This window comes from Candidatus Firestonebacteria bacterium RIFOXYD2_FULL_39_29, from assembly GCA_001778375.1.
GTDB lineage: Bacteria > Oederibacteriota > D2-FULL-39-29 > D2-FULL-39-29 > D2-FULL-39-29 > D2-FULL-39-29.
Window position 1 is genome coordinate 18,533 of sequence record MFGV01000074.1, and the last position, 21,637, is coordinate 40,169.

Genomic DNA, 21,637 nt, shown 5'->3' on the forward strand with positions numbered 1-21,637 from the left:
TTCTAGGCTCTGGATGCTAGGAAAGCAATGCGAATTAAAAAGATTACTCAAACTCCGGGTTCGATTAGAATCCGGAGTTTGTTTGATAAATATAATACCATAAATAGTCACTAGTCATTAGTCGTTAGTCATTTTTTTTTTTGGAGCTAGCATGAAAAAGGCAGCCGATCTTCGGGGAAAAATATTTAATACTAAAGCTTTTGTTGAATATCAGAAATCGGCAGTGGTAAGCCGTGAGTTAATAAACAAAAAAACGGGCACTGTAACAGTTTTTTCCTTTGATAAAGGAGAAGGCTTAAGTGAGCATACTGCTCCTTTTGATGCGCTTGTTTGTGTTCTGGACGGGAAAGTGTCGATAACTATTTCCGGTAAGTCATATGTTCTTATGCAAGGTGAATTTCTTGTGCTTCCCGCGGGTAAGCCCCATGCGCTAAAATCAATAACAAAATTTAAGATGATGCTTGTAATGATCAGGTCATAAGGATATTGTGAAACCAAATCTCGGAGCGTTCGATAGAAAAATCAGGCTGGGGGCAGGAATAATTTTAATTCTTATATCAATTCTACTGCCTTTTTTTGCTGCCGCAATACTTGGGGTATATGCTCTGCTTACAGGGCTTATGGGCTGGTGTCCTTTTAACGGCTTGTTTAGCATAAATACGATTCCTGCCATAAAAAATAACTCTGAAAATACCATTCTACCGGATTCAAACGAGCGGAAATAAATGGAAGACTTTATTGTAGTAGGCGGAGGTCCTGCCGGAATAATGGCGGCAATAACCGCTTCAGATAATAAAAAAAATATATTGCTTCTAAATAAAAATCCCGCCCTTGGACGTAAAATCCGCGTATCAGGAAACGGAAAATGCAATATTACCAATTCAGATTTAAATACAGATAAATACTGCGGTGATAAAACCTTTCTGAAAAAAGTATTTGAGGAGTTTGACAACAAAAACCTGATTGCTTTCTTTGAAAAACGAGGGGTAATGCTAAAAACAGAAAGTTTTGGCAGGGTACTGCCTGTGACTGAAAACTCGGCAAGTATTATTGATTGTCTGGAAGAAGAATTGATTTCTAATAAAGTTGCGGTCAAAAACGGAGAGCAAGTGCTTTCTATAGTTAAAAATGAGAACAGTTTTTCGGTAAAGACCGGAAAAACTGTTTATGAAACGAAAAATGTACTTATATCCTCCGGAAGTTGTGCCTATCCCCAGTTGGGAGGCAGCAGTTCGGGATATGAACTTGCCGGGGAGCTTGGGCACACCATAATCCCGCTTAGACCTGCTATAGTGCCGGTTGAACTTGCCGGGAATTGGTTTTATAAGCTTCAGGGTGTGAGGGTGGAAGCAGAGCTTCAAATTTGCATGAAAAATGCAAAAAAAATATACAGAGGAGAGCTGCTTTTTACAAAGTATGGGATATCCGGACCTTTAACTTTAGATGCTTCGTGCAGAATAATTGATGAAATTAAGAATAATGCGGAAGTATTTATCAATTTTCTCCCGTTTTATAAGAATTCTACAGGTGAAGCTATAAGTGCCGCCTGGGATTTCAGGCCTGAAAAAACAGTATTTACTTTTCTTTCGGGTTTTCTTCCGAAGAAAATTGCTTTAGTTCTTCTTCCGCTTCTGGGTGTTAATATCTCAAAAAAATGTAAAGAACTAACAATAAAAGAAAGGGAAAATATAATATTATCTCTTTCAAAATGGCCGGTTACTATAAAAGGTCCAAAAACCTACAAAGAAGCTATGGCCGTAGCCGGAGGAGTGGCGACAGAGGAAATAGATCCCTTAACTATGGAGTCAAAAAAAATTCCCGGACTGTATTTTGCTGGAGAAGTAATTGATGTGGCGGGTGAATCAGGCGGTTACAATATGCAGTTCGCGTTTTCCAGCGGATATATTGCCGGAATGGCGATAAAAAACAATAATAGATAAGCTATAAAATATATTATAGATTTATGACAATCGAAAGTTGATGAATATTACCCTTGCTGATTTAATTTAACTTGTTTTCTTTTCGGTATTATTATATATTGTATTAAAGTGGTAGCCGGAAATTTACGAGGTGTAAAAAATTGAATAATCAAAATTTTAAGAAACTGTATTCGGATTATCAGGGATTTGTAAAATATATTGTAAACAAGTTCACAAGTAATAAGGATGATGCGAAGGATTTGCATTCGCAAGTTTGGGAAAAAGCGTTTATTGCAAAAGATAAATATTCGCAAGATAAAAGTTTTTCAAAATGGATTTCCACGGTTACCCATAATACCTGTGTTGATTTTTTAAGAGGAAAAAAGCCTGTATATACCCTGGATGAGATTGACGAGTTCGGATATTTTGCTTCCGATAATTCGCTGGAATCAGAACGGTCAGAGAAGTACAGAATCTTAAAAGAAGCACTTTCAAAATTACTTGATGAGGAGAAATCCATAATAATATTGTTTTATTTTGAAGATATGTCAATTAAATCTATAAGCAATAAATTTGGGCTGTCTAAAGGTACAGTTAAAGTCAGACTGCATAGATCAAGAGAAAAACTCCGTAATATCCTGGAAGATTCAGGATATTTTAATAAATAATCCTCAGTCTGTCAAAATCTCAATATCAGAAATAGCGTTCTTTTTATGTATTATTTTAAATATATGTAACCTTTTTGATCTTCAATCGTACTATATAGTATGAAATGCAAAAAAGCAGGGTATTACATAAACCTTTTTCTTGATAAAGATTTGTCTGAAAAGAAAAAAATAAATCTCAAAATTCATTTAGAAGCCTGTGATTCATGCCGTAGAGAATTCGATACTTTAAAGAAAACTCATGAATTGTTGAATGACATTAAATATTCAAGTGAGAGTAAATTCCTATCTGCCATTTCCTCGGCATTACTCCCCAACGAAAAAGCCAAAAGCTTTTCTTTTTATCGCAAAAAAATAGCTTTTATTTCTGCGGTAAGTGTGTTTTCCCTGATCACTGCATTTTTCACGGTTAAGATTATCGAAAGCCGGGATAATTCATTAATGAAGGGGCTGCATTATCTGGAAAAAACACAGAATGAAGACGGTTCATGGAACTCTAATATCTTTCAAAAAAGCATACCGGTGACGTCAATAACGCTTTTAAGTATGATGGAAAATAAAACAAAATTTGACAAGGAAAAATATGATAAAATCACCTCAAAAGCAACAGCTTATCTTCTGAGTTCAGTTCAATCAAACGGTATTATTATCGGTGATTCAAGAAAACGCGCAACTATACATGATCAGGCATTTGGGATACTGACATTGAGCAGGATTTACAGTCTCAATAAAGCTGAGGAAATAAAGTTTAAATTGGAATTAGCGGTGAAAGCAGCCGAAGCAAATCAAAAAGAGAAAGGAGGCTGGACATATTATTTTCATAGCTCCGCGGAAGATGTTATTGTCAGTGCGAATATGATTAAGGCATTGATAAAAGCAAAAGAATCCGGTATTCATTGTAATAATGAAGTAATTAATAAAGGATTGGGATTTATTAAAACATATTCAGCCGACGGAAATTATAATTCTTATATTGTAAATGTTTTAGCAAAAAATACGCTGGTGTCAACCGAAAATAAGACAAAAACATTTGATTTTAACCGGCACTTAAGCAAAATAACGAATGCTATTGTCGGGAAAGAAAGCGAAAAACCCTGTTTTTATTATCAGGATCTTTTGATCTATGATTATTATCTGGACTATGTGAAGAAAAATGCCATGCAGCAAAAAAAAAATATATGCCGGTTTCTTCTGTTGAAACAGGATAAAGAAGGAAGCTGGACGAACTGTTCCGGAAAAAACTATGCTACCGCTATAGCAACGTATATTTTGGCGAAATACGGCGGCTCATAGTAGATCGTTTGAATAAATCATGAGGGAGAAGATGAAAAGAATACTGGTGTTGGTAAGTATGGTGATATTATCAGGTTTTGTGGCTTATGCGCAGCAAGTAGATAAACTTGTTGAAAAAGAACAAATTACTATGGAAAGAAAAATAGAAGCGAATTCAAAAGATAAGATTGCGGCGGATATATCAGATGCAAAAAAAGAAAAAATATATCTTAGTCTTCCCGAAATTACAATTACGGCAACACGTATAATAGATGATACATTTAATGTTTCCAAACCGGTCAGTGTTACCGGAGGGGATAGTTCTGTAATTCAAAAATCAATTATGATGAATGAAGCGCTTGATGAATCTCCCGGAGTATTTATGCAAAAAACAACGCAGGGTCATGGATCACCTATCATAAGGGGTTTTATCGGAAGGGAAAATCTTGTTCTGATCGACGGTATAAGACTGAATAATTCCACATTAAGAAGCGGTCCTGTACAATATATGAACACTGTAGATAATTTTATGGTAGATAGAATTGAAATTGTAAGAGGTCCCGGCTCTTCTCTCTACGGAAGTGATGCTTTGGGTGGTGTGATAAATATAATAACGGAAAATCCTGTTTCCACTGTTCCATTCACGGCGAAAATAATAAGCAGGGGTGACAGCAGTGTTAATGGTACTGCAACAAGGCTAGAAGCAAACGGAAAAGCAGGGGAGTTTAATTATTTATTTGGAGGCACTTATAAAAATATAGGGAATTTACGGGCCGGAGGAAATTTTGGGGTTCTTACTCCAACCGGGTTTAATGAGCAGGATGCTAATGGAAAAATAAGTTATAATATTTCGAAAGATGCTGATGTTACTTTGAATTATCAATATACAAGGCAAAATGAGGTTCCTCGCTATGATTCATACAAAGGAGCAAGGATGTTCAGCGGAACCGGCGGATATGAAAAATATATTTACAACCCCCAGGAGAGGCATCTGGGTTGGATTAAGTATGAACAGCAAAATGTGTCTTCTTGGATGGATTCTTTCTCCGTTGCTGCCTCGTTTCAGCGTCAGTTTGAAGGAAGACAATTACAAAAGACGGGAAAAACAACAGTATCTGAATATGAAGATAATGTGGATACTCTGGGATTTACTCCGCAATTTACTTCAAAAATAGATAATAATAAATTAGTTTATGGGTTTGAATACTACCAGGATTATGTCCAAAGCCGGTATTGGGATTATAATACCAATACTCAGTCAAGAGCGGAAGATTCTCTTAAAAGTACCTTTCCTGATGGTTCAAAATACAATACTGCAGGTGTGTTTTTGGCGGATGAATGGCAAGTTTCGGAAAATTTCAAGTTTATCCCGGAAGCAAGGTACAGCAGGTTCGAATATAACTCTATAATACGAGGGAACCCCGTAGTCAGTAATATTGGGGAGGTCTTTCAGAACATTACCGGAAATTTGGGGGCGATGTATAAAATCACAAAGGGTGTAAATTTATGCGGAAATATTTCCCAGGGTTTTAGAGCTCCAAATCTTGATGATCTTGTGACACTTCGAGTCGAGAATCTGGGTATCGATGTTCCTAATTATGATCTAAGACCGGAAAAAAATACCAATATAGAAATAGGTGTCAAAGGTGAATTTGAAAGGATAAATTGGTCGGCATTTTACTATTTTTCAGATGTTACCGACAAAATAGACAGAAAACCGGGAGATTATAACGGAGTTACTGTTATAGACGGAAAACCGGTTTATCAGAAGTTCAATATTGGAAAAGGACAGTTGCAGGGCTCGGAGCTAAACGGCAGGCTTTTCATTGACGATATGTTTAATTGGAGCATATATGGTAACCTTACATGGACTGAGGGCAAAAATCTGACCGATTGCGAGCCTTTAAGCCGGGTTCCTCCGTTAAACGGCATGCTTGGAGTTCGCTATGAAATTTCCGATTGGGGTTTGGAAGCTTATACAAAATTTGCAGGAAGACAGGATGCTCTGTCTACAAGAGATAAAACCGATTCAAGGATGGATCCAAACGGAACACCGGCCTGGTTTACATTAAATGCTCGCGGTAATCTAAAAATAAATGATAGTATAAAGATTAATAGCGGAGTGGAAAATATACTTGACCGGGGATACCGTCTTCATAGTTCGGGAGTTGATGCGTCAGGGATAAATTTCTTTTTGGGTATTGAAGCAAAATATTGATCAGTAATTATCAGAAACAATTGTCTTAAAATATAGAAAAATAAAATGAAGAGTATTTCACTTTACTTGATTGGACCCACATCTTGTATCAGTGTCCACCTTTGGTGAGATCTCGTCCGCAACAATAGTTTGTTGCGAGACCTCGCTATTGGGCGGGCTAAAGGCGGAGAATCCTGTAGCTCTGTAATCTCATCAAAAGATCCGCCAAATATAACTGGCGGAAGTGGAATTTTTTTCGAAAAGGAGAATTAAAAATGGAAAATAATAATTTCGACGGAAAAAGTAGTTCTAAAAGTGTATGGATTACCTGTCTTGTTGTTTTTCTATTCTTCGTACTCCAGCATTACTTCAGGCGTTTTGGCCAGCCTATTCCAAATATATTTTTGAACGTAATGAATAAATCAATAGCTTTTACTTCTTTTACTATGATCTCTGCAGCGATCTTAACAGGCTCATTTGTAAAGATTTGGCCGAAAAAGTGGGAAAGCAAAGTACATTATATTAAAAGCTTTGGGATCCTAGGGTTTATCTTAAGTTTTATTCATATCTTGATTTCTGTCATGATGTTTTCGGCCTCTTACTATCCGGATTATTTTACTCCTGAAAATAAAATGACTGCAGTATTTGCCCTTTCTTTGCTTCTGGGTTCGGCAGCTTTTGTATATTTTATGGCGGTAAGCTTTAATTTATTATCAAATATTATACAAAAGCACGGAACTATTAAAGCGCTTAATAATATTATCTATATATTTTTACTCGGGCATATTTTTATATTAAAGTACGATGAATTGCTGGATAAAAACAGCTGGGCTAACGGGTTGCCCTCGGGCCATTTCGTCGGATTTCTTCTAACTATTGTTGTAATAATATTTTATGTGACAGCAATGTTTAAAGGCAAAAGTAAATCCGATAAAACCAAAGAGAATAGATGAGAAAAATATTTGCGATAATAAGACTGGTTCTCTTGTTTACTCTTGGTGTTTATGCCCAGCAAAGTGAAATAGTAGTTGATAAAAGTGCGTCTGATACAAAAGAAAAGAAATCCGGAGAAGCATCAAAAGTACCTGCGCAAGTCAAGATTTCCGGGTTTACCCAGTTTTCCTACACTTCGGATCCGACATTAGGAGGGATAGAACCTTTTGCCGTAAAGACAGCCCGGGTGGGATTTAGCTGGAAGTTTAATGATTGGGCGGAGTTTAAAATTCAGCCGGATTTTTACGGTTTTGCCACTTCGACTTCAATAACAACGGTAACTAACATATCAAATAAAGCTGTATCTGTAATTGCCGCGGTTCCGACAGTAAATTTTAAAGAGTTATGGGCGGAATTTATTGCCGATAAGGATTTGTTAAGGGTAAAGGTCGGACAATACTTAGTTCCTTTTAGTTTTGAGAATAATTATCCGGCATCAAAAGCCAAAGTATTTGATACCCCTCAATTTTTATCCAAAACAATTATTGCCAAATATGATTATGGTATTCAGCTTTGCGGTAATCTTCCGGGGGATAATATGAAAAACCTTCTTTCCTGGAGAGTGGGTATTCTTAACGGAACAACTTATGGCTCGGAAACGGATGGGATGAAAGATTTCTCCGGATATTTTGTTACAAAACCTATAAATGATTTTGAGTTCGGTATCTCTGCTTATACACGTCATATTGCCGCCTGCAATAAATATGAAACGCATTACGGATTTTACGGAAAATATGAAACAGAAGGCACATTGCCGTTGTTTACGACTTTTGAGTATATTGCCGGAAAAGATACGTCAGGCGTAAAGGATATTATGGATTTTGTATTTACTGTGGAAGCCAAGCCTTTTGTGATGTTTTTACCGTCACTTTCCTGTCTGGCTCCTGTTTTTAGATTTGAAAGATGGGATGAGAATATTTGGGACGGCAGTTATGTGTCATATTATACTGTTGGCTTGAACATTTACGCGGACAAGTCCGTAAGGTTCCTGGCTGATTACGTGATAAAAAGTGATACTATCCCCGATAATAATAAATTTAACACCATGGTGCAAATAAATTATTAGCAGGCTGCTGAAAAAATCTTAAAAAGAGTTTTTCATCAACCTGTTAGATTTCAGATAGACGGGTATCCTTCTTTGGATTTTGAATATGATATTTCTGTAGCCTTTAATTTGAAAGTGTTGTATTATTGATACAGCTTCACTTTAGACTTGTCTTTTGGAATAGAGGAGAAACTAATATGTTGAAAGTATTTTCTGCAAGAGCCTGCGCTTTTCCGCTTATTGATGCGGCAAAAGAATTTGAAATATTGAATAAAGTTAAGGTCCAAATCGATGTTTGCAACAGGGGCTGTGTAAAACAATACAGTGAAGTTACTTCCGATGAGGGAGCTCCGAAAGCCGGACAGCCTGAGACTTTTCTTCAGGAGATAAGCAGGGGCGAAAATTACGATTTAGTGATAGGAAGTGCTGAGTATCTTCTTGATGACGGCGAATATCTGGGGTTAGTGCTGCCTGATATGAGAAAGACGATCGGATACCGCCGTTCTGTCTTGATAGTCCCGAAAGGTAATCCGAAAAAGATTAAAACCCTTGAAGATTGCGCAAAATCCGGAGTAAAGATCGGCATTTCATTGATAGATTGTTTGAAAGGGCTCTGGGAAGATGTATCGGGAAGAGCAATGCTTATTGAACCGGTCCGAAAGAATATTACTCTGCATGTAAACGGATGCATCCATCTGGTTGACGCTGTCGCTGCCGGAAAGGTGGATGTCGCTTTCGGGTGGAACACTTTTAATGAACTCTCTCCCGATCTGGAAATAGTCGAACTTGAAGAAAAATACCGGATATTTCGCGGTACATCTATTGCCGCTCTTAAATTCATCAAAGATAAAGAACTCGGAAAAAAGTTTATTGCCTTTTTAACTTCCGGAGCGGGGCTTGAACATTATAGAAAGCACGGCTGGGTTATTCCGTCCAAGTAAATTAGAAGGAGAAAAAAATGCGTAAAATATTATTACCGGTAATATTCTGTCTTATCCTTGCCGGATTTGGCTGCGCGCGGTCAAATCAAAAAGCTTTATTTGTTTACTGCGGGAACACGATGAGGCCGGCAATGGAACTTTTGGCAAAATCTTATGAAAAAAAGACAGGAGTTAAACTGGAGTTTAGTTTTGGCGATTCAAGCGAAATCTTTGCCCAGGTAAAGCTTTCGAAAAAAGGCGATATATTTATTGTTCATGAACCTTATATGGAACAATTTGCGAAGCAGGACCTTATTCTTGACTACAAGGATGCGGCATTTCTTCAACCCGTGCTGGTGGTTGCCGCCAATAATCCAAAAAATATAGAAGGGTTTAAGGATCTTGCAAAAAAAGGCATGCGTTTGGGATGGGGAGAACCGGAATTTTCTCTTGCGGGGAAATTAACTGAGGAGTATCTTAAAAAAGAAAAGATGTATAAAGAGCTTGCAATCAATGTTAAGGTGAAAACAAGAAGCAGTTCCGAACTCGCTAATGCGATAAAACTCGGGGCTATAGACGCGGCTTTTATCTGGAATGCTTCAGCAAAACAATTCGAGAGTACATTGAAGGTTATAAAGCTGAAAAATGAGATTCAGGGAGCAAGGGTCTCTATTGCGGTGCTTAAGAGTTCTGAAAATCTCAAAGAGGCGGAAAAATTCCTTTCTTATGCTGTCTCTGATGAAGGGAAGCCGGCGTTTACTTCTTCGGGCTATAAAACAAAGTGAACATGGAAAAAATATTCCGCGGGACATTTTTCGGGCTGCTTGGAATCTACTTTCTTATAATAATGATACTGTTGCTCGGGGATATCGGGTATATCAGTATTTCTAATTTTAGGGAAGCCTTGGCGGCTCCAGAGATTCAATATGCTATAAAGCTTAGCCTTTTAACTTCCCTTGTTACCGCGGTTCTTTCCTTGATTGTCTCTGTGCCTGCGGCTTATGCGCTCGTAAGATTCAGATTTTTTGGAAGTAACTTTGTAGATGCTGTGCTGGATTTGCCTATTATCGTGCCTCCATTGGTTATCGGAATAAGCCTTCTGGTGTTTTATCAGACAGGGTTAGGCAATATTTTAAAATCTCATGGTTTTGATTTTGTCTATACAATACCCGGAATTGTGATAGCCCAGTTTGTCATCTCCTGCGCGTTCTGTCTTAAAACCATAAAAACCGCTTTTGAGGGAATGGATTCCCGGCTTGAGGATGTCGCAAAGACTTTGGGTTGTAATTCCTGGCAGGTCTTTTTCTGGATAACTCTTCCCATTGCCAAAAAGGGAGTTGTCGCTGCCGGAATAATTGCCTGGGCAAAAGCTATAGGAGAATTCGGCCCGGTTCTCGTATTTTGCGGTTCAACCAGATTTAAAACGGAGGTATTACCTACAACTATATTTCTGGAGCTTTCTATAGGCCGGATAGAGAGCGCCCTTGCCGTTTCGCTCCTTCTGGTAGGGTTCAGCATAGTTTCGTTAATGATCTTGAGATTATTTTTAAAAAGAGGGATACAATGATTCAACTTCAGAAAATATTTTTTAGACAGGCAAATTTTGAACTCAAAAATATATCCGCGGAGATTGATAATGAATATTGTGTTTTAATAGGTCCTCCGGGCGCCGGCAAGACAACATTACTGGAAGTTTTATGCGGACTTAGACAGATAAAATCAGGAAAAATATTATTAAACAAATCGGATATTTCGCTCCTTGCTCCGGGAAAAAGGGGTATCGGTTATATGCCTCAGGATTATGCTCTATTTCCGCATATGTCTGTTAAAGATAATATAGGCTTTGGTTTAAAGGTTTTGAAATACGACAGGATTTCCGCTGAGAAGAAAATAACGGAGATCTGCGAGCTTTTAGAGATTACTCATCTGCTTGAAAGACAGCCAAAGACCTTAAGCGGAGGGGAAGGTCAAAGGGTTGCGATGGCGCGGGCGCTTATAATTTCTCCGAAGCTGCTGCTTTTGGACGAACCTCTCTGCGCTTTGGATGAGAAAACCAGAGAAAAATTGATAGGTAAATTAAAAAAAATGCAAAAGCAGATGGATATCCCCTTCCTTCATATCTGTCACTTTTATGACGAAATGGACCGTCTGGCTGATAAAGTTCTCGTTCTATGGAACGGGGAAATAATCCAACAGGGCAAACTTAAGGAAATAAAAAAACACCCTGCGGATAAAAGGGTGGCAGATTTCCTGTGCAAAGGAGAGACGTTATGCGTAAAGTAATTACTTTTTTGTTTATCTTCTTTTTCTCCGGTGTATTATATTCTGCTGATTTGATTGTTTATTGCGGAGCGGGTACACGGCCTCCTATGGAAGAGATCGCAGCAGCTTACACCAAAGAAAATAACACAAAGATAAAATATAATTTCGGCGGCTCCGCTCAAATGCTTGCTCAGATAGAATTGTCCGGTAAAGGGGACGTCTTTATTCCCGGAGAAGAGTTATATATTGAGATTGCAAAGAAAAAGAAGCTTATTTCGGGCGAACCGTTAATAATAGCGTATTGGATGCCTGTTATACTTGTGCAAAAAGGTAATCCAAAAAATATCAGGAATCTTTCTGATTTAGAGGGAGAAGGTATTAAGCTTGGGGTCGGGGACGAACGCGTATGCGCAATAGGTATTGTAACTAAAAGTGTGCTGGAAAAAAACAAGCTTTTTGAAAAAATAGAAAAAAATATCATTGTAAAGACCTCAACGGCTAATGAACTCGGAAACGCGGTAAAATTAAAAACAGTGGATGCTGTTATCGTGTGGGATTCTATTGCGTATATGTATCCTGATTCCGGCGATGTGGTTGATATACCCGTGAAGGAAAATGAGATAAGCAAAATTCCCGCGGCTGTTCTTAAAAACTCTTTAAACAAAGAAGAAGCAGAAAAGTTTATAATATTCCTTAAAAGCGAAAAAGGCAGAGAGATTTTTAATAAACATCATTATAAAACGTCAGCAGTAAAATAATTAAAAGAATATCATCGCAGGCAAAACAAAGACGGTCTAAAAATCATACCGGTGTTTGGAATTTCACTTCTTATTGAATTATGACGTTATGTCAAAGAAAACCCCGAGCATCCTGTCCGTCAGAGTTTCTGCCGAGATCTCGCCCTTAGCGGATCCGCCAATCATTTAGGCGGAGAAGCTCGGAGAGGTTCATAATAAAGTTGTGTATAGCTGGTCTCATTTAAAAACACTGCACGCGATTGGCGGGGGAATTGCCGCTCTTCTTCTTATCGGTACACCAGCTTGGATTTTTATCTACAAAAGGCAAGGACTCTTTAAGACCCTGGCACAGAATATTTGGCCGGATAACGGCAGTTCTTGCCCTATTAGTTCTTTTAACAGGAATTATCAAGCTTTTAGAATCCCTGGGAATAATGAAGGATTAGGTTTTGCCGGAAAAATAAAACATGAAAATACCTTGAAAAACAATGCTATTTATGAGGAATTGTAAATAATCGTATTAGATAATCGTTTGAAAAGATATTTTGGAACATTTTTTGACTTGAAATTGTCTTTAAATTTGGTAAAATACTTTTGCAAAATATAAATGTTTGGGTGCAAAATTATGATAGAAGTAAAAGATTTATCAAAAAAATACGATAAGCTCCTTGCAGTAGATAATATTTCATTTAGTATAACAAAAAGTGAAATAGTCGGATTTCTGGGTCCTAATGGAGCCGGGAAAACAACTACTTTAAAGATTGTTACCTGCTACATTCCGCCGACTTCAGGCAGTATTAAAGTGGCCGGATTTGATATTTTCGAAAATTCTCTAGAAGTAAGAAAAAATATAGGTTACCTGCCTGAATCAAATTCTCTGTATTACGAGATGGGTGTAGTCGAATATCTGGAATTTATTGCAAATTTACGTCATATAGAAAAAAATAAAGTTAAATCACGGATAAAAGAAGTAGCAGAAGTCTGCGGTCTTGTTGATGTAATAAAAAAAGATATAGGAGAACTTTCTAAAGGCTACAAACAAAGAGTTGGGATAGCGCAGGCTATTATTCATGACCCTCCTATTCTCATTCTGGATGAGCCTACCTCAGGACTTGATCCTAACCAAATAGTACAAATAAGGGAGCTTATTAAAAAACTGGGCAGGGAAAAGACAGTTGTTTTAAGTACCCATATTCTGTCGGAAGTCCAGGCAACATGTGACAGGGCAATTATAATAAATAAGGGAAAAATAGTTGCTGACGGAAAAACTGACGAACTGCACGGGATGATAGAAGGTAAGGATAAAGTGTACATTAAATTAAAAGGCCCGGAAGAAAAAGTGGTGAAATTGTTAAAAGCAGTCCCAAATGTGGAAGGCGTTGAGGTTCAAGATAAAGAAGGTCCGGCAAGAGGTTACCAGTTACAGATCTCTAAAGGTGTTGATATGAGGGAGGAATTGTATAATTTTTCAGTTACAAATAAATGGCCTCTTTTAGAATTAAAAAGAGAGGTGGTAAGTCTCGAAGATGTATTTAGGGAATTAACGGCAGGGGAGTAATTATGGGAATTAGCTTTGACAATATAAAAACTATACTGCGCAGGGAACTCAGAGGGTATTTTAATTCACCTATCGCATACATAGTAGTTGTGATATTTCTGATCATCAACGGCTGGTTCTTTGCGTCCAGCATATTTCTTATAAATGAAGTTACCTTGGATAATTTTCTGGGTAATATGCCTCTATTATTTATATTCTTCATTCCTGCTATGACGATGGGGCTTTTTTCGGATGAAATAAAAAGCGGAACAATAGAAATTCTTGCGACCATGCCTTTAAAAGATGAAGAAATAATAATAGGTAAGTTTCTTTCTGCTTTCAGTTTAATGGCTGTCGCGATCTCGCTTACTCTAATACATCCTATAACTTTGATGTTCCTTGGTAAGGTTGACATGGGGCAGGTAATTGGTTCATATTCAGGGCTATACCTGCTAAGCGCATCTTTTGTTTCTGCCGGGGTATTTTGTTCGGCTCTGACGAAAAATCAGATTGTTGCTTTTATAATAAGTTTTATAATATGCTTTGTATCCTTTATGTTTGGCAAAATACTGAGTTTTGTCCCGGCATTTATCGTCTCATTCATTGAATACTTAAGTATAGATTATCATTTTGGCAATATTTCCAAAGGAATCATAGATTCAAGGGACCTTATATATTATTTCAGCGTTATTTTATTCTTCTATTACATGACTGTTTCTGTTTTAGGCAGCAGGAGATGGAAATGAAGATAGGAAAAATAGAAATTAAAACAAGCAAGAAAACGATATTATCTTTGGTTTCACTTCCGATACTGCTCGGTATTATTATCGTAATTAATTATCTCTCCTATCATATATTTTGCCGGCTGGATCTTACGCAGGGCGGTATATATTCTTTGTCCAAAGCAAGCAAGGATCTTGTGAGAAAGCTCGACGATAGAATTATAATAAAGGCATATTTTAATAAAAATCTGCCGGCCCCGTATAACAGCAACAGAAAATATTTTGAGGATCTTCTCGCGGAATATAAGACATATTCAAAAGGCAAGATTAGTTATGAATTTATAGATCCTGCGGGGGATGAAAAGCTTCAACAGGAAGCGCGTTCCGGGGGCATTGCGCCTGTGAATATCACCCAGGTAAAGAACGACAAGTATGAACAGGAAATAAGCTATATGGGGGCGATGTTTTTGTACGGGGACAAAAAAGAGATACTGCCTTTTGTCAAACAAACAGTCGGCCTTGAATACGATGTTACAAGCCGTATAAAAAAACTTACCCAGGAAGTCAGGAAAAAAGTCGGATTTCTTGCCGGGCATAAAGAGCCGGATCCCTTTACTGATCTTGGCGGGGTATATGAAAGACTAAGCGAACAATATGAACTCCGGACTGTATCGGTTAAGGATGGAACAGCGGTTCCCGAGGATCTGGACGCTCTGGTCGTACTTTCACCGGAGGAAAAGATCAGTGAAAGGGAAAAATATGAGGTGGATCAATTTATCATGAAAGGTAAACCTGTGGCCTTTCTGATAGACAGTGTAAATGTGAATTTGACCAATTTTATGGGCAACAAGATAGAACATAACCTTAATAATCTGTTGTCAAATTATGGTGTTGAAATAACGCCGGGGCTGGTATTAGACCGTCAGTGCCAGCGTATTTCCGTGCAACAGCGGCAAGGTTTCTTCACTATACAGAATATTATTGAGTACCCGCTTCTGCCTGTTGCCACGGTTTTTCGCAAAGAAAATCCTATTGTAAGGGAATTGGAAAAAGTATCTCTTCCTTTTGCAAGTCCGCTCATACTTAAAGATGTTCCTGACGGCAAAATAAAACCCGAGTGGCTTATAAAATCATCGGAGAATAGTTGGCAAAAAGATGATGTATATTTTCTTAGCCCCCTGCAAAATTTTCCAACACAGAATCTTACAAAGAAAGGTCCTTATATTCTCGCGGCTACAGTTACCGGAAAGTTCAAGAGTTTCTATTCCGATAAGGAGGTTCCTGCTGTTGAGAGCGCGGATAAAACAAAAAAAGATAAAAAAGACGAGAAAAAAAGCGAGACTATAAAGGAAAGCCCGGATAATCGCATTATAATAGTCGGGAACGGAAGAATAATGAGAGGTGATTTTTTAAAAGATCCTATGTCCGGTACTTTCTTTTTTAACATTGTTGACTGGCTGGCTCAGGATACCGGGCTTATATCAATACGTTCAAAAGGGATAGAATACAGACCGTTGAAAGAAACGAGTAAAGAAACCAGGAATATTATTAAATGGCTGAACGTATTGCTTGTTCCTGCCGGGTTTATTGTATATGGAATAATTCGCTGGAGAATAAGAAAAATAAAAAGGAAAGGGTTGACTTTAAATGAATATTAAAAAAATATTTATCCTGCTGCTCGTTTTTACGGCGCTTATAGGGCTAAGCTTTATTTATACAAAAATAAAATATGCTCCTGCAGGTTCGGAATATTATAAAGGAATAAAGAAAGAAGATATTAACAAATTTGATATTACAAAGAACAATAAGGATACCTGCACTTTTGAAAAGAAGGATAATAAATGGAGGATAACAGCTCCGGTTTTGTACCCTGCAAATAAGATTTATATTGATGAAATTCTGGGTAAAGTTGCCGGTTTAAAAATTGGTGAAGTAATTTCAACAAACAAAGCAAAACATGAAAGTTTTGAGATTACCGATGAAAAAGGAATTATGCTTACCATTTACAGATCAGGAAAAGCATGTCAACCGGTTATCTTCGGTAAAATGGCAGGAGACTTTTGCAGTATATATGCAAGATATCCAAAAAAAGATGAGGTATATCTTGCACAGGGTCCTGGCAGTGATGAATTAAGAAGAGAACTTAATGAATGGAGAGATAAATCTATTTTTTCATTTAGTAAAGACAATGTGGATGAAATAGAAATTGATTTTAAAGGTGAAAAATATGAACTTATCAGGAAAGAGGAGTGGTATCTGGGCGCGCCTGACAAAAATAATAAAATAACAAATCCGAATGACATTGATACATTTTTAACGGAACTTTCAGGTTTGACTGCCGATGAATTTGTTGACAAAGAAGAAGAAAAAAAGAATGACAAAAGAACAGGTTTAAACAAGCCCGAGCTTAATGTAAAGATCCACTTTGCGGATGGTAAAGAAGAAATATTTAAAGCCGGCAAGAAAGATACTGCGAAAAACCGGTATTATGTTTCCGGAAACCGGGAACCTGCGGTATTTCTTGTGCAGGCAAGTAATGTTGAAAAGCTCCAAAAGAAAAAATCTGATTTCAAAATAGAAAAAGCGGCCGGCGATAAGAAACCTGCAGAAAATAAAGATATCACACCGGAAATCCGTCCATCGCAAAAATAATGCTTATAAAACAAAGAGATATCCGTAATATTGCAATACCATAGTAATGCTGGGAGTTCTTGTTGTTTTGTAACTGATTATGGTAAAATATATGCAATGAAACAAATAATGAAGAAAACGTTTTATACTCTTTCCCTTGTCTTAATCCCTCTTTTTCTCTATTCCGATGTTATCAGAAAGCTTGAAATAGCCGCGGATGGTGCGGTAAAGGCGGCTGTATTTTTTGACGGCAAAAAAGAGGTAGCCCGGGAAATATTTAATGACAATCTTGATATAATAAAAAAAACCGGAAAGATCCCGGACGGAATTGTGAAACAATATTATGAAAGCGGGCAGTTATATGCGGAATATAATTATAAAAATAATTTTCTTGACGGTCTGACCAAGACATATTATGAGGACGGAAAAATAATGACAGAGGACATTTACAAAAGAGACAGTTTGAACGGATTAAGCAGGCAATACTATCCGTCAGGCGCTCTCAAAGCTGAGGAGAATTATAAAAACAACCTCAGGGACAGTATTTGCAGTGTGTTTAATGAAGACGGCAGCATAAAGACTGTTAAAATTTATAAAGACGGGAAAGTTCAGAACGACAAAAATCAGATGGCCGAAGTAATAAAATAGAATACGGGTCTGGGGCTGACGGCTGAAAAAATGCTAAAAAACAGGGTAACAATCATAACCGGAGGTGCTTCAGGTATTGGCCTGGCGACGGCAGAAAAATTTTTAGCTGCCCAAGCCATTGTTGTTTTAACAGATATCAATGTGAAAAAAGGATGCGCCGCTGCAGCTGGACTTGAAAACAAAGGCAGAATATTATTTGTCAGATGTGATGTTGCGTCTGAGACGGATATTAAGAAGCTGGTTTCCATAACGGTAAAGAATTACCGGCGTATTGATATTATTATCAACAATGCCGGTATCGGGGACTGGCGCTCTATGGAAAAGCGCCCGATGAAAGTATTTAACCGGATTCTTGCGGTAAACCTTACGGCCCAATACATGCTTGTTAAATATGCATCCCGTTATATGCCTGCCGGAAGTTCTGTCGTAAATATAAGTTCAACCAGAGCCATTATGTCGGAACCGGGTTCCGAACCCTACGCAGCCGGCAAAGCCGGAATTATCGGGCTTACACATGCGCTTGCGTCAAGCCTCGCGGAGAGAAGAATACGCGTCAATGCGGTAAGTCCGGGCTGGATAAATGTCTCCGGCTATACCGAAACGAAAACCGACCGGGCGCAGCATTTTGTAAAACGCGTCGGACGGGGCACAGATATAGCAGAAGCCTGCGCCTTTCTTGCCGATGAAGAAAAAAGCGGTTTTATTACCGGCCAGAATTTAATAGTCGACGGCGGTATGACCAGAAAGATGATATATCTCTAGTGCGGGGACAGACAACGTGTTTTTATGGTGTCTGTCCCCAATTAAAAAGAAAAATATTCTAAAAAAAGGGGGACGATATGGTATATTTCGTAATCGGAATGGTATTGCTGTGTTGTATAATTTTGCTCAGCATTGTGATCAGGATTTACAATAATCTTATTATGGTTAAGAATAATGTTGATGCCGCCTGGAAAAATATTGATGTTTTTCTTCTGCAAAGACACGATGAATTGCCCAAGTTAGTAGATGTATGCAAGGGGTATATGAAGCATGAGAGCAGTGTCCTGGAAAACATAGTTAAATTGCGTTCAAATTATAAGGAATCCGGTACTCCGGAGGAAAAGGCGCGCATTGAAAACGAAATAAGCAGGGCTTTAACCGGGTTGCGTGTTGTATTTGAAAAATATCCCAACTTAAAAGCGAATGATAATTTTATCAAAATTATGGAGAGGGTAACTGCGCTTGAATCGAAGATCGCGGGCCAGCGAGAGAGTTTTAATGATAAGACTAATATTTATAATATTCAAATAGAAAAATTTCCGGATTATATTATTGCCGGGCCGATGAATTATAAAAGGCGTGAATTCCTTGAAGTTCCGGAAGATTTGAAAGAAGACGTGAAAATCAATATTTAAGAATGCTATTTATCTTGAAGTATGGGAAAGTATGGAAATAAAGATGAGGAGATTTTCGGATTTTAGTTCATTGGAACAATATCTTGTATCAGTGGAATCCGATAGTTTTGTAATCAGTGAAATCGCTTTTTCACTCTGTATAGTTAAGGTATTACTACAGGTGCTCTATTGAAAAAAATAATATTTTGGACAATGGTAGCTTTTGTTATTGCCGTTTTAATAGTATCCGTGTTGCAAATACTGGGTTTTAATCTCTTGATGGCGGCTGCAGAAACAAGAATTACCGGTCTATGGCTGCTTTCAGGGATCTTACTATTAATACTGACGATCGTGGTTCTGGTGTGGGTAATAAGCATTTTTAACAGTCTGATCCAAGTGCGTAATAACATAATGAAAGCCTGGAAAAATATCGATGTTGTACTGCTTCAGAGACATGATGAACTTTCAAAGTTGGTGGAAGCATTTAAAATATATACTGATTATGAGCAGCATGTATTATTGGCAATTACGCAACTCCGCGTTGCCTACCGGCAAAAAAAAGATTCAGCGCAAAAAACAACGGTTGAAAATGATCTGAATTTCAAGGCAAATGATCTGTTTGCCGGTTTTGAGAAATATCCGGAACTTAAAGCAAATGAAAATTCCGTGCGTATAATGGATTCTATTTCCAGTCTTGAATCGATCATTGCCGGTCGAAGGGTGTTTTTCAACGATACCGTAAAGGTGTACAACGCGCAGATTGAAACTTTTCCTTACTTTGTTTTTGCAGGGATAATGGGTCTGCGTTCACACCCCTACCTGGATGATTTTGAGACTGCGGAAAAATTCCGGGGGAATTCTAAGTGATAGTACTCATCTCTGCAATTGCCTGTTTATTGTGCTTTTTGATATTATTTGTAAAGATTGTCAGGGAAATAAACGAATCTGAAATAATAATAAAAGCGATTATAGCCATATTTATACTGACCGTTTTCTATATCTTCTCCGGTTTTTTGCCTTATATAGCACTGGCGCCCCTGCTGCTTGTTCTTATAGCAGAAATAAAATTAAAACTGCCGTTTCATAAAATATTGTTTTCCCTTATCAAAGTATCTGTGTACTCTGTCGGTGTACTTGTCCCGTTTTTTGCCGTAACGGTCTTTTTGAAATGCTGGCACGGCAGATTTGACTATTCTATAAATCATTATATAACATATTCAAAGTTTCCTTCAGAGCTAATCGGGTTATTCGGAATGATATTTGCGGCGACAAAAGGAATACCCTGCATAATAGAGCTAATAAAGCAATTACGCACTATTCAGAACTTACCCACTTCTGCCATAGGTTCTGCTGCCTCCGGGCTGAATGAATTCAAAGGTATTATCAGGCCTGTGAATGAAATGCCGTTCAATGATAAAAAGGACTGTTTTCCGTTCTATCTTGAAGACGGGACGGGCAAGCTGCTTGTAGATCCGGAAAATGTAAAGAATTATCCGGGATTCTGGGATATAGTTTTTAACAGTAATATATCCGGGATACATCGCGGAGGTAAAAATAAATATTTCACACCGGGCACAGAAGCTTATCTGCTTGGTAATCTCAGAAAAGACGGTATTGCGGAAGATATGGTGATAAAACCCAAAGCGGAAAAACACAAGCGTTCGTTTATAGAGTGGGTTGTGTCGTCTGACCCGAAAAACGTTGATGATCCTGTATTCTGGCTCAGCACTGCAAAAGAAGAAAGCATAATAAGGCATATACGGTATTCAATATTTCTCAATATACTGCTCCTGTTACTATGGCTATTTATTTCTTTTGCACTTCAAACGACTGTTATCAGTAACGGTAACGGGAAGCTCTCCTGGAGTTACGACCTTTTCAAGGTGAAGGACCTCCTTCCTCAGTCGATGCTTGATAAGATATATTCAAAACCCCCTTCGTTAAATGTCCCTGAGAATAATTATAAGACCTGGACTTCTGACAGGGCCGGCACCCCGCCTATCATACGTCTTAATTTCAATGATAATATAAAGAATCTGGGGACCCTAAAGGTAACACCCGTGGAAAGATACGGTATTATCAAGTACCAGCCCGGGATAGAGGGTAAAGCGGGGTATTTTGACGGTACATACTATCTGGACCTATTCAGTGAAACTCCGGTCGATTTTGGAGGTTCCTTCACGATTGAGTTCTGGTTCAAGCCTGACAGGGCAAAAGCGTGGGACGATACTCTCACCAGGTATATCCTTCTTTCAAATTTTACCCCGGACTTTCTTTCGGCAAGCCTTGCTTTTCAGGGGCCGGTAAACAAAAAAATAGTTTCCCTGGTTACGGGTAACCTGAAGCACGGGACGGCACAGGAAATAAAAGAATGGTATAAGGTCACTGATAACCTGTATGAAATGAGGTGGTACCATTTCTTCGTATCTTACGACAGAAACAGGGATAAACTGGCATATTACCTGGATGGGAAAGCCTTGTGGCTTTCAGAGGGCGGGCAGCCGGCATTTAAAATTCCGGAGAGGATAGAAAATCTGAGTATCGGCCAGACGTATTCCTACAGTTCAAAACGCGATAATTTCAGGGGATGGGTGGACGAATTTTACTTTTATGATTATGCCAGACCGGTTGAGTGAATGCTTAACAAAATACGGGGAGGAACATTAAATGAGCGATAAGCAATATAGCGAGAATCAAACCAGGTTTACAAAAT

At 38.1% G+C, this 21,637-nt stretch carries 23 protein-coding genes; all 23 read left to right on the forward strand.

What is annotated here, in order from left to right:
• Window positions 1-151: 151 nt before the first annotated feature.
• A complete protein-coding gene (locus A2536_06170) occupies window positions 152-481 on the forward strand; it encodes a cupin (protein OGF45070.1) in 330 nt (109 codons plus the stop codon).
• A gap of 7 nt (window positions 482-488) precedes the next feature.
• A complete protein-coding gene (locus A2536_06175; protein ID OGF45071.1) occupies window positions 489-725 on the forward strand; it encodes a hypothetical protein in 237 nt (78 codons plus the stop codon).
• Window positions 726-1,940, forward strand: a complete 1,215-nt coding sequence (locus A2536_06180; GenBank protein OGF45072.1) for a hypothetical protein — start codon at window positions 726-728, stop codon at window positions 1,938-1,940.
• A 140-nt stretch (window positions 1,941-2,080) separates the two neighbouring features.
• The gene (locus A2536_06185) at window positions 2,081-2,587 is read left to right on the forward strand and encodes a hypothetical protein (GenBank protein OGF45073.1); all 507 of its coding nucleotides are present in this window, start codon (window positions 2,081-2,083) and stop codon (window positions 2,585-2,587) included.
• 99 nt (window positions 2,588-2,686) lie between these two features.
• Window positions 2,687-3,877, forward strand: a complete 1,191-nt coding sequence (locus tag A2536_06190; protein ID OGF45074.1) for a hypothetical protein — start codon at window positions 2,687-2,689, stop codon at window positions 3,875-3,877.
• Between the two features lie 31 nt (window positions 3,878-3,908).
• Window positions 3,909-6,074, forward strand: coding sequence for a hypothetical protein (locus tag A2536_06195; protein ID OGF45075.1), 2,166 nt, complete (start codon window positions 3,909-3,911; stop codon window positions 6,072-6,074).
• A gap of 254 nt (window positions 6,075-6,328) precedes the next feature.
• Window positions 6,329-7,006: a hypothetical protein gene (locus tag A2536_06200; GenBank protein ID OGF45076.1), complete on the forward strand. Its 678-nt coding sequence runs from the start codon at window positions 6,329-6,331 to the stop codon at window positions 7,004-7,006.
• Complete coding sequence (locus A2536_06205; protein OGF45077.1) at window positions 7,003-8,112, forward strand: hypothetical protein; 1,110 nt, start codon at window positions 7,003-7,005, stop codon at window positions 8,110-8,112. The genes A2536_06200 and A2536_06205 overlap by 4 nt, the downstream gene beginning before the upstream one ends.
• Before the next feature lie 176 nt (window positions 8,113-8,288).
• Window positions 8,289-9,032, forward strand: coding sequence for a hypothetical protein (locus A2536_06210; GenBank protein OGF45078.1), 744 nt, complete (start codon window positions 8,289-8,291; stop codon window positions 9,030-9,032).
• A gap of 17 nt (window positions 9,033-9,049) precedes the next feature.
• Complete coding sequence (locus tag A2536_06215; protein ID OGF45079.1) at window positions 9,050-9,796, forward strand: molybdate ABC transporter substrate-binding protein; 747 nt, start codon at window positions 9,050-9,052, stop codon at window positions 9,794-9,796.
• A 2-nt stretch (window positions 9,797-9,798) separates the two neighbouring features.
• Window positions 9,799-10,578: a hypothetical protein gene (locus A2536_06220; GenBank protein OGF45080.1), complete on the forward strand. Its 780-nt coding sequence runs from the start codon at window positions 9,799-9,801 to the stop codon at window positions 10,576-10,578.
• The gene (locus A2536_06225) at window positions 10,575-11,294 is read left to right on the forward strand and encodes a hypothetical protein (protein ID OGF45081.1); all 720 of its coding nucleotides are present in this window, start codon (window positions 10,575-10,577) and stop codon (window positions 11,292-11,294) included. Before A2536_06220 ends, A2536_06225 begins: the two co-directional genes overlap by 4 nt.
• A complete protein-coding gene (locus A2536_06230) occupies window positions 11,282-12,031 on the forward strand; it encodes a molybdate ABC transporter substrate-binding protein (GenBank protein OGF45082.1) in 750 nt (249 codons plus the stop codon). The genes A2536_06225 and A2536_06230 overlap by 13 nt, the downstream gene beginning before the upstream one ends.
• 202 nt (window positions 12,032-12,233) lie before the next feature.
• Window positions 12,234-12,521 carry a hypothetical protein gene (locus A2536_06235; GenBank protein OGF45083.1) on the forward strand — a complete coding sequence of 96 codons (288 nt, stop codon included), beginning with the start codon at window positions 12,234-12,236 and terminating at the stop codon, window positions 12,519-12,521.
• A gap of 114 nt (window positions 12,522-12,635) precedes the next feature.
• On the forward strand, window positions 12,636-13,568 hold the full coding sequence (locus A2536_06240) for an ABC transporter (protein OGF45084.1): 933 nt from the start codon (window positions 12,636-12,638) through the stop codon (window positions 13,566-13,568).
• A gap of 2 nt (window positions 13,569-13,570) precedes the next feature.
• Entirely contained in the window at window positions 13,571-14,293 is a 723-nt protein-coding gene (locus A2536_06245; protein OGF45085.1) for a hypothetical protein, read from the forward strand.
• Entirely contained in the window at window positions 14,290-15,927 is a 1,638-nt protein-coding gene (locus A2536_06250) for a hypothetical protein (protein OGF45086.1), read from the forward strand. Before A2536_06245 ends, A2536_06250 begins: the two co-directional genes overlap by 4 nt.
• On the forward strand, window positions 15,917-16,921 hold the full coding sequence (locus A2536_06255; GenBank protein OGF45087.1) for a hypothetical protein: 1,005 nt from the start codon (window positions 15,917-15,919) through the stop codon (window positions 16,919-16,921). The genes A2536_06250 and A2536_06255 overlap by 11 nt, the downstream gene beginning before the upstream one ends.
• A 108-nt stretch (window positions 16,922-17,029) precedes the next feature.
• Window positions 17,030-17,548, forward strand: a complete 519-nt coding sequence (locus tag A2536_06260) for a hypothetical protein (GenBank protein OGF45088.1) — start codon at window positions 17,030-17,032, stop codon at window positions 17,546-17,548.
• A gap of 30 nt (window positions 17,549-17,578) precedes the next feature.
• Complete coding sequence (locus A2536_06265; protein OGF45089.1) at window positions 17,579-18,310, forward strand: hypothetical protein; 732 nt, start codon at window positions 17,579-17,581, stop codon at window positions 18,308-18,310.
• A 98-nt stretch (window positions 18,311-18,408) separates the two neighbouring features.
• Window positions 18,409-18,945 (forward strand): hypothetical protein, encoded by a 537-nt coding sequence (locus tag A2536_06270; protein ID OGF45124.1) that lies wholly within the window; start codon window positions 18,409-18,411, stop codon window positions 18,943-18,945.
• A gap of 258 nt (window positions 18,946-19,203) precedes the next feature.
• A complete protein-coding gene (locus tag A2536_06275; protein OGF45125.1) occupies window positions 19,204-19,791 on the forward strand; it encodes a hypothetical protein in 588 nt (195 codons plus the stop codon).
• Window positions 19,788-21,560 (forward strand): hypothetical protein, encoded by a 1,773-nt coding sequence (locus A2536_06280; protein ID OGF45090.1) that lies wholly within the window; start codon window positions 19,788-19,790, stop codon window positions 21,558-21,560. The genes A2536_06275 and A2536_06280 overlap by 4 nt, the downstream gene beginning before the upstream one ends.
• The last annotated feature ends 77 nt before the right edge of the window (window positions 21,561-21,637 follow it).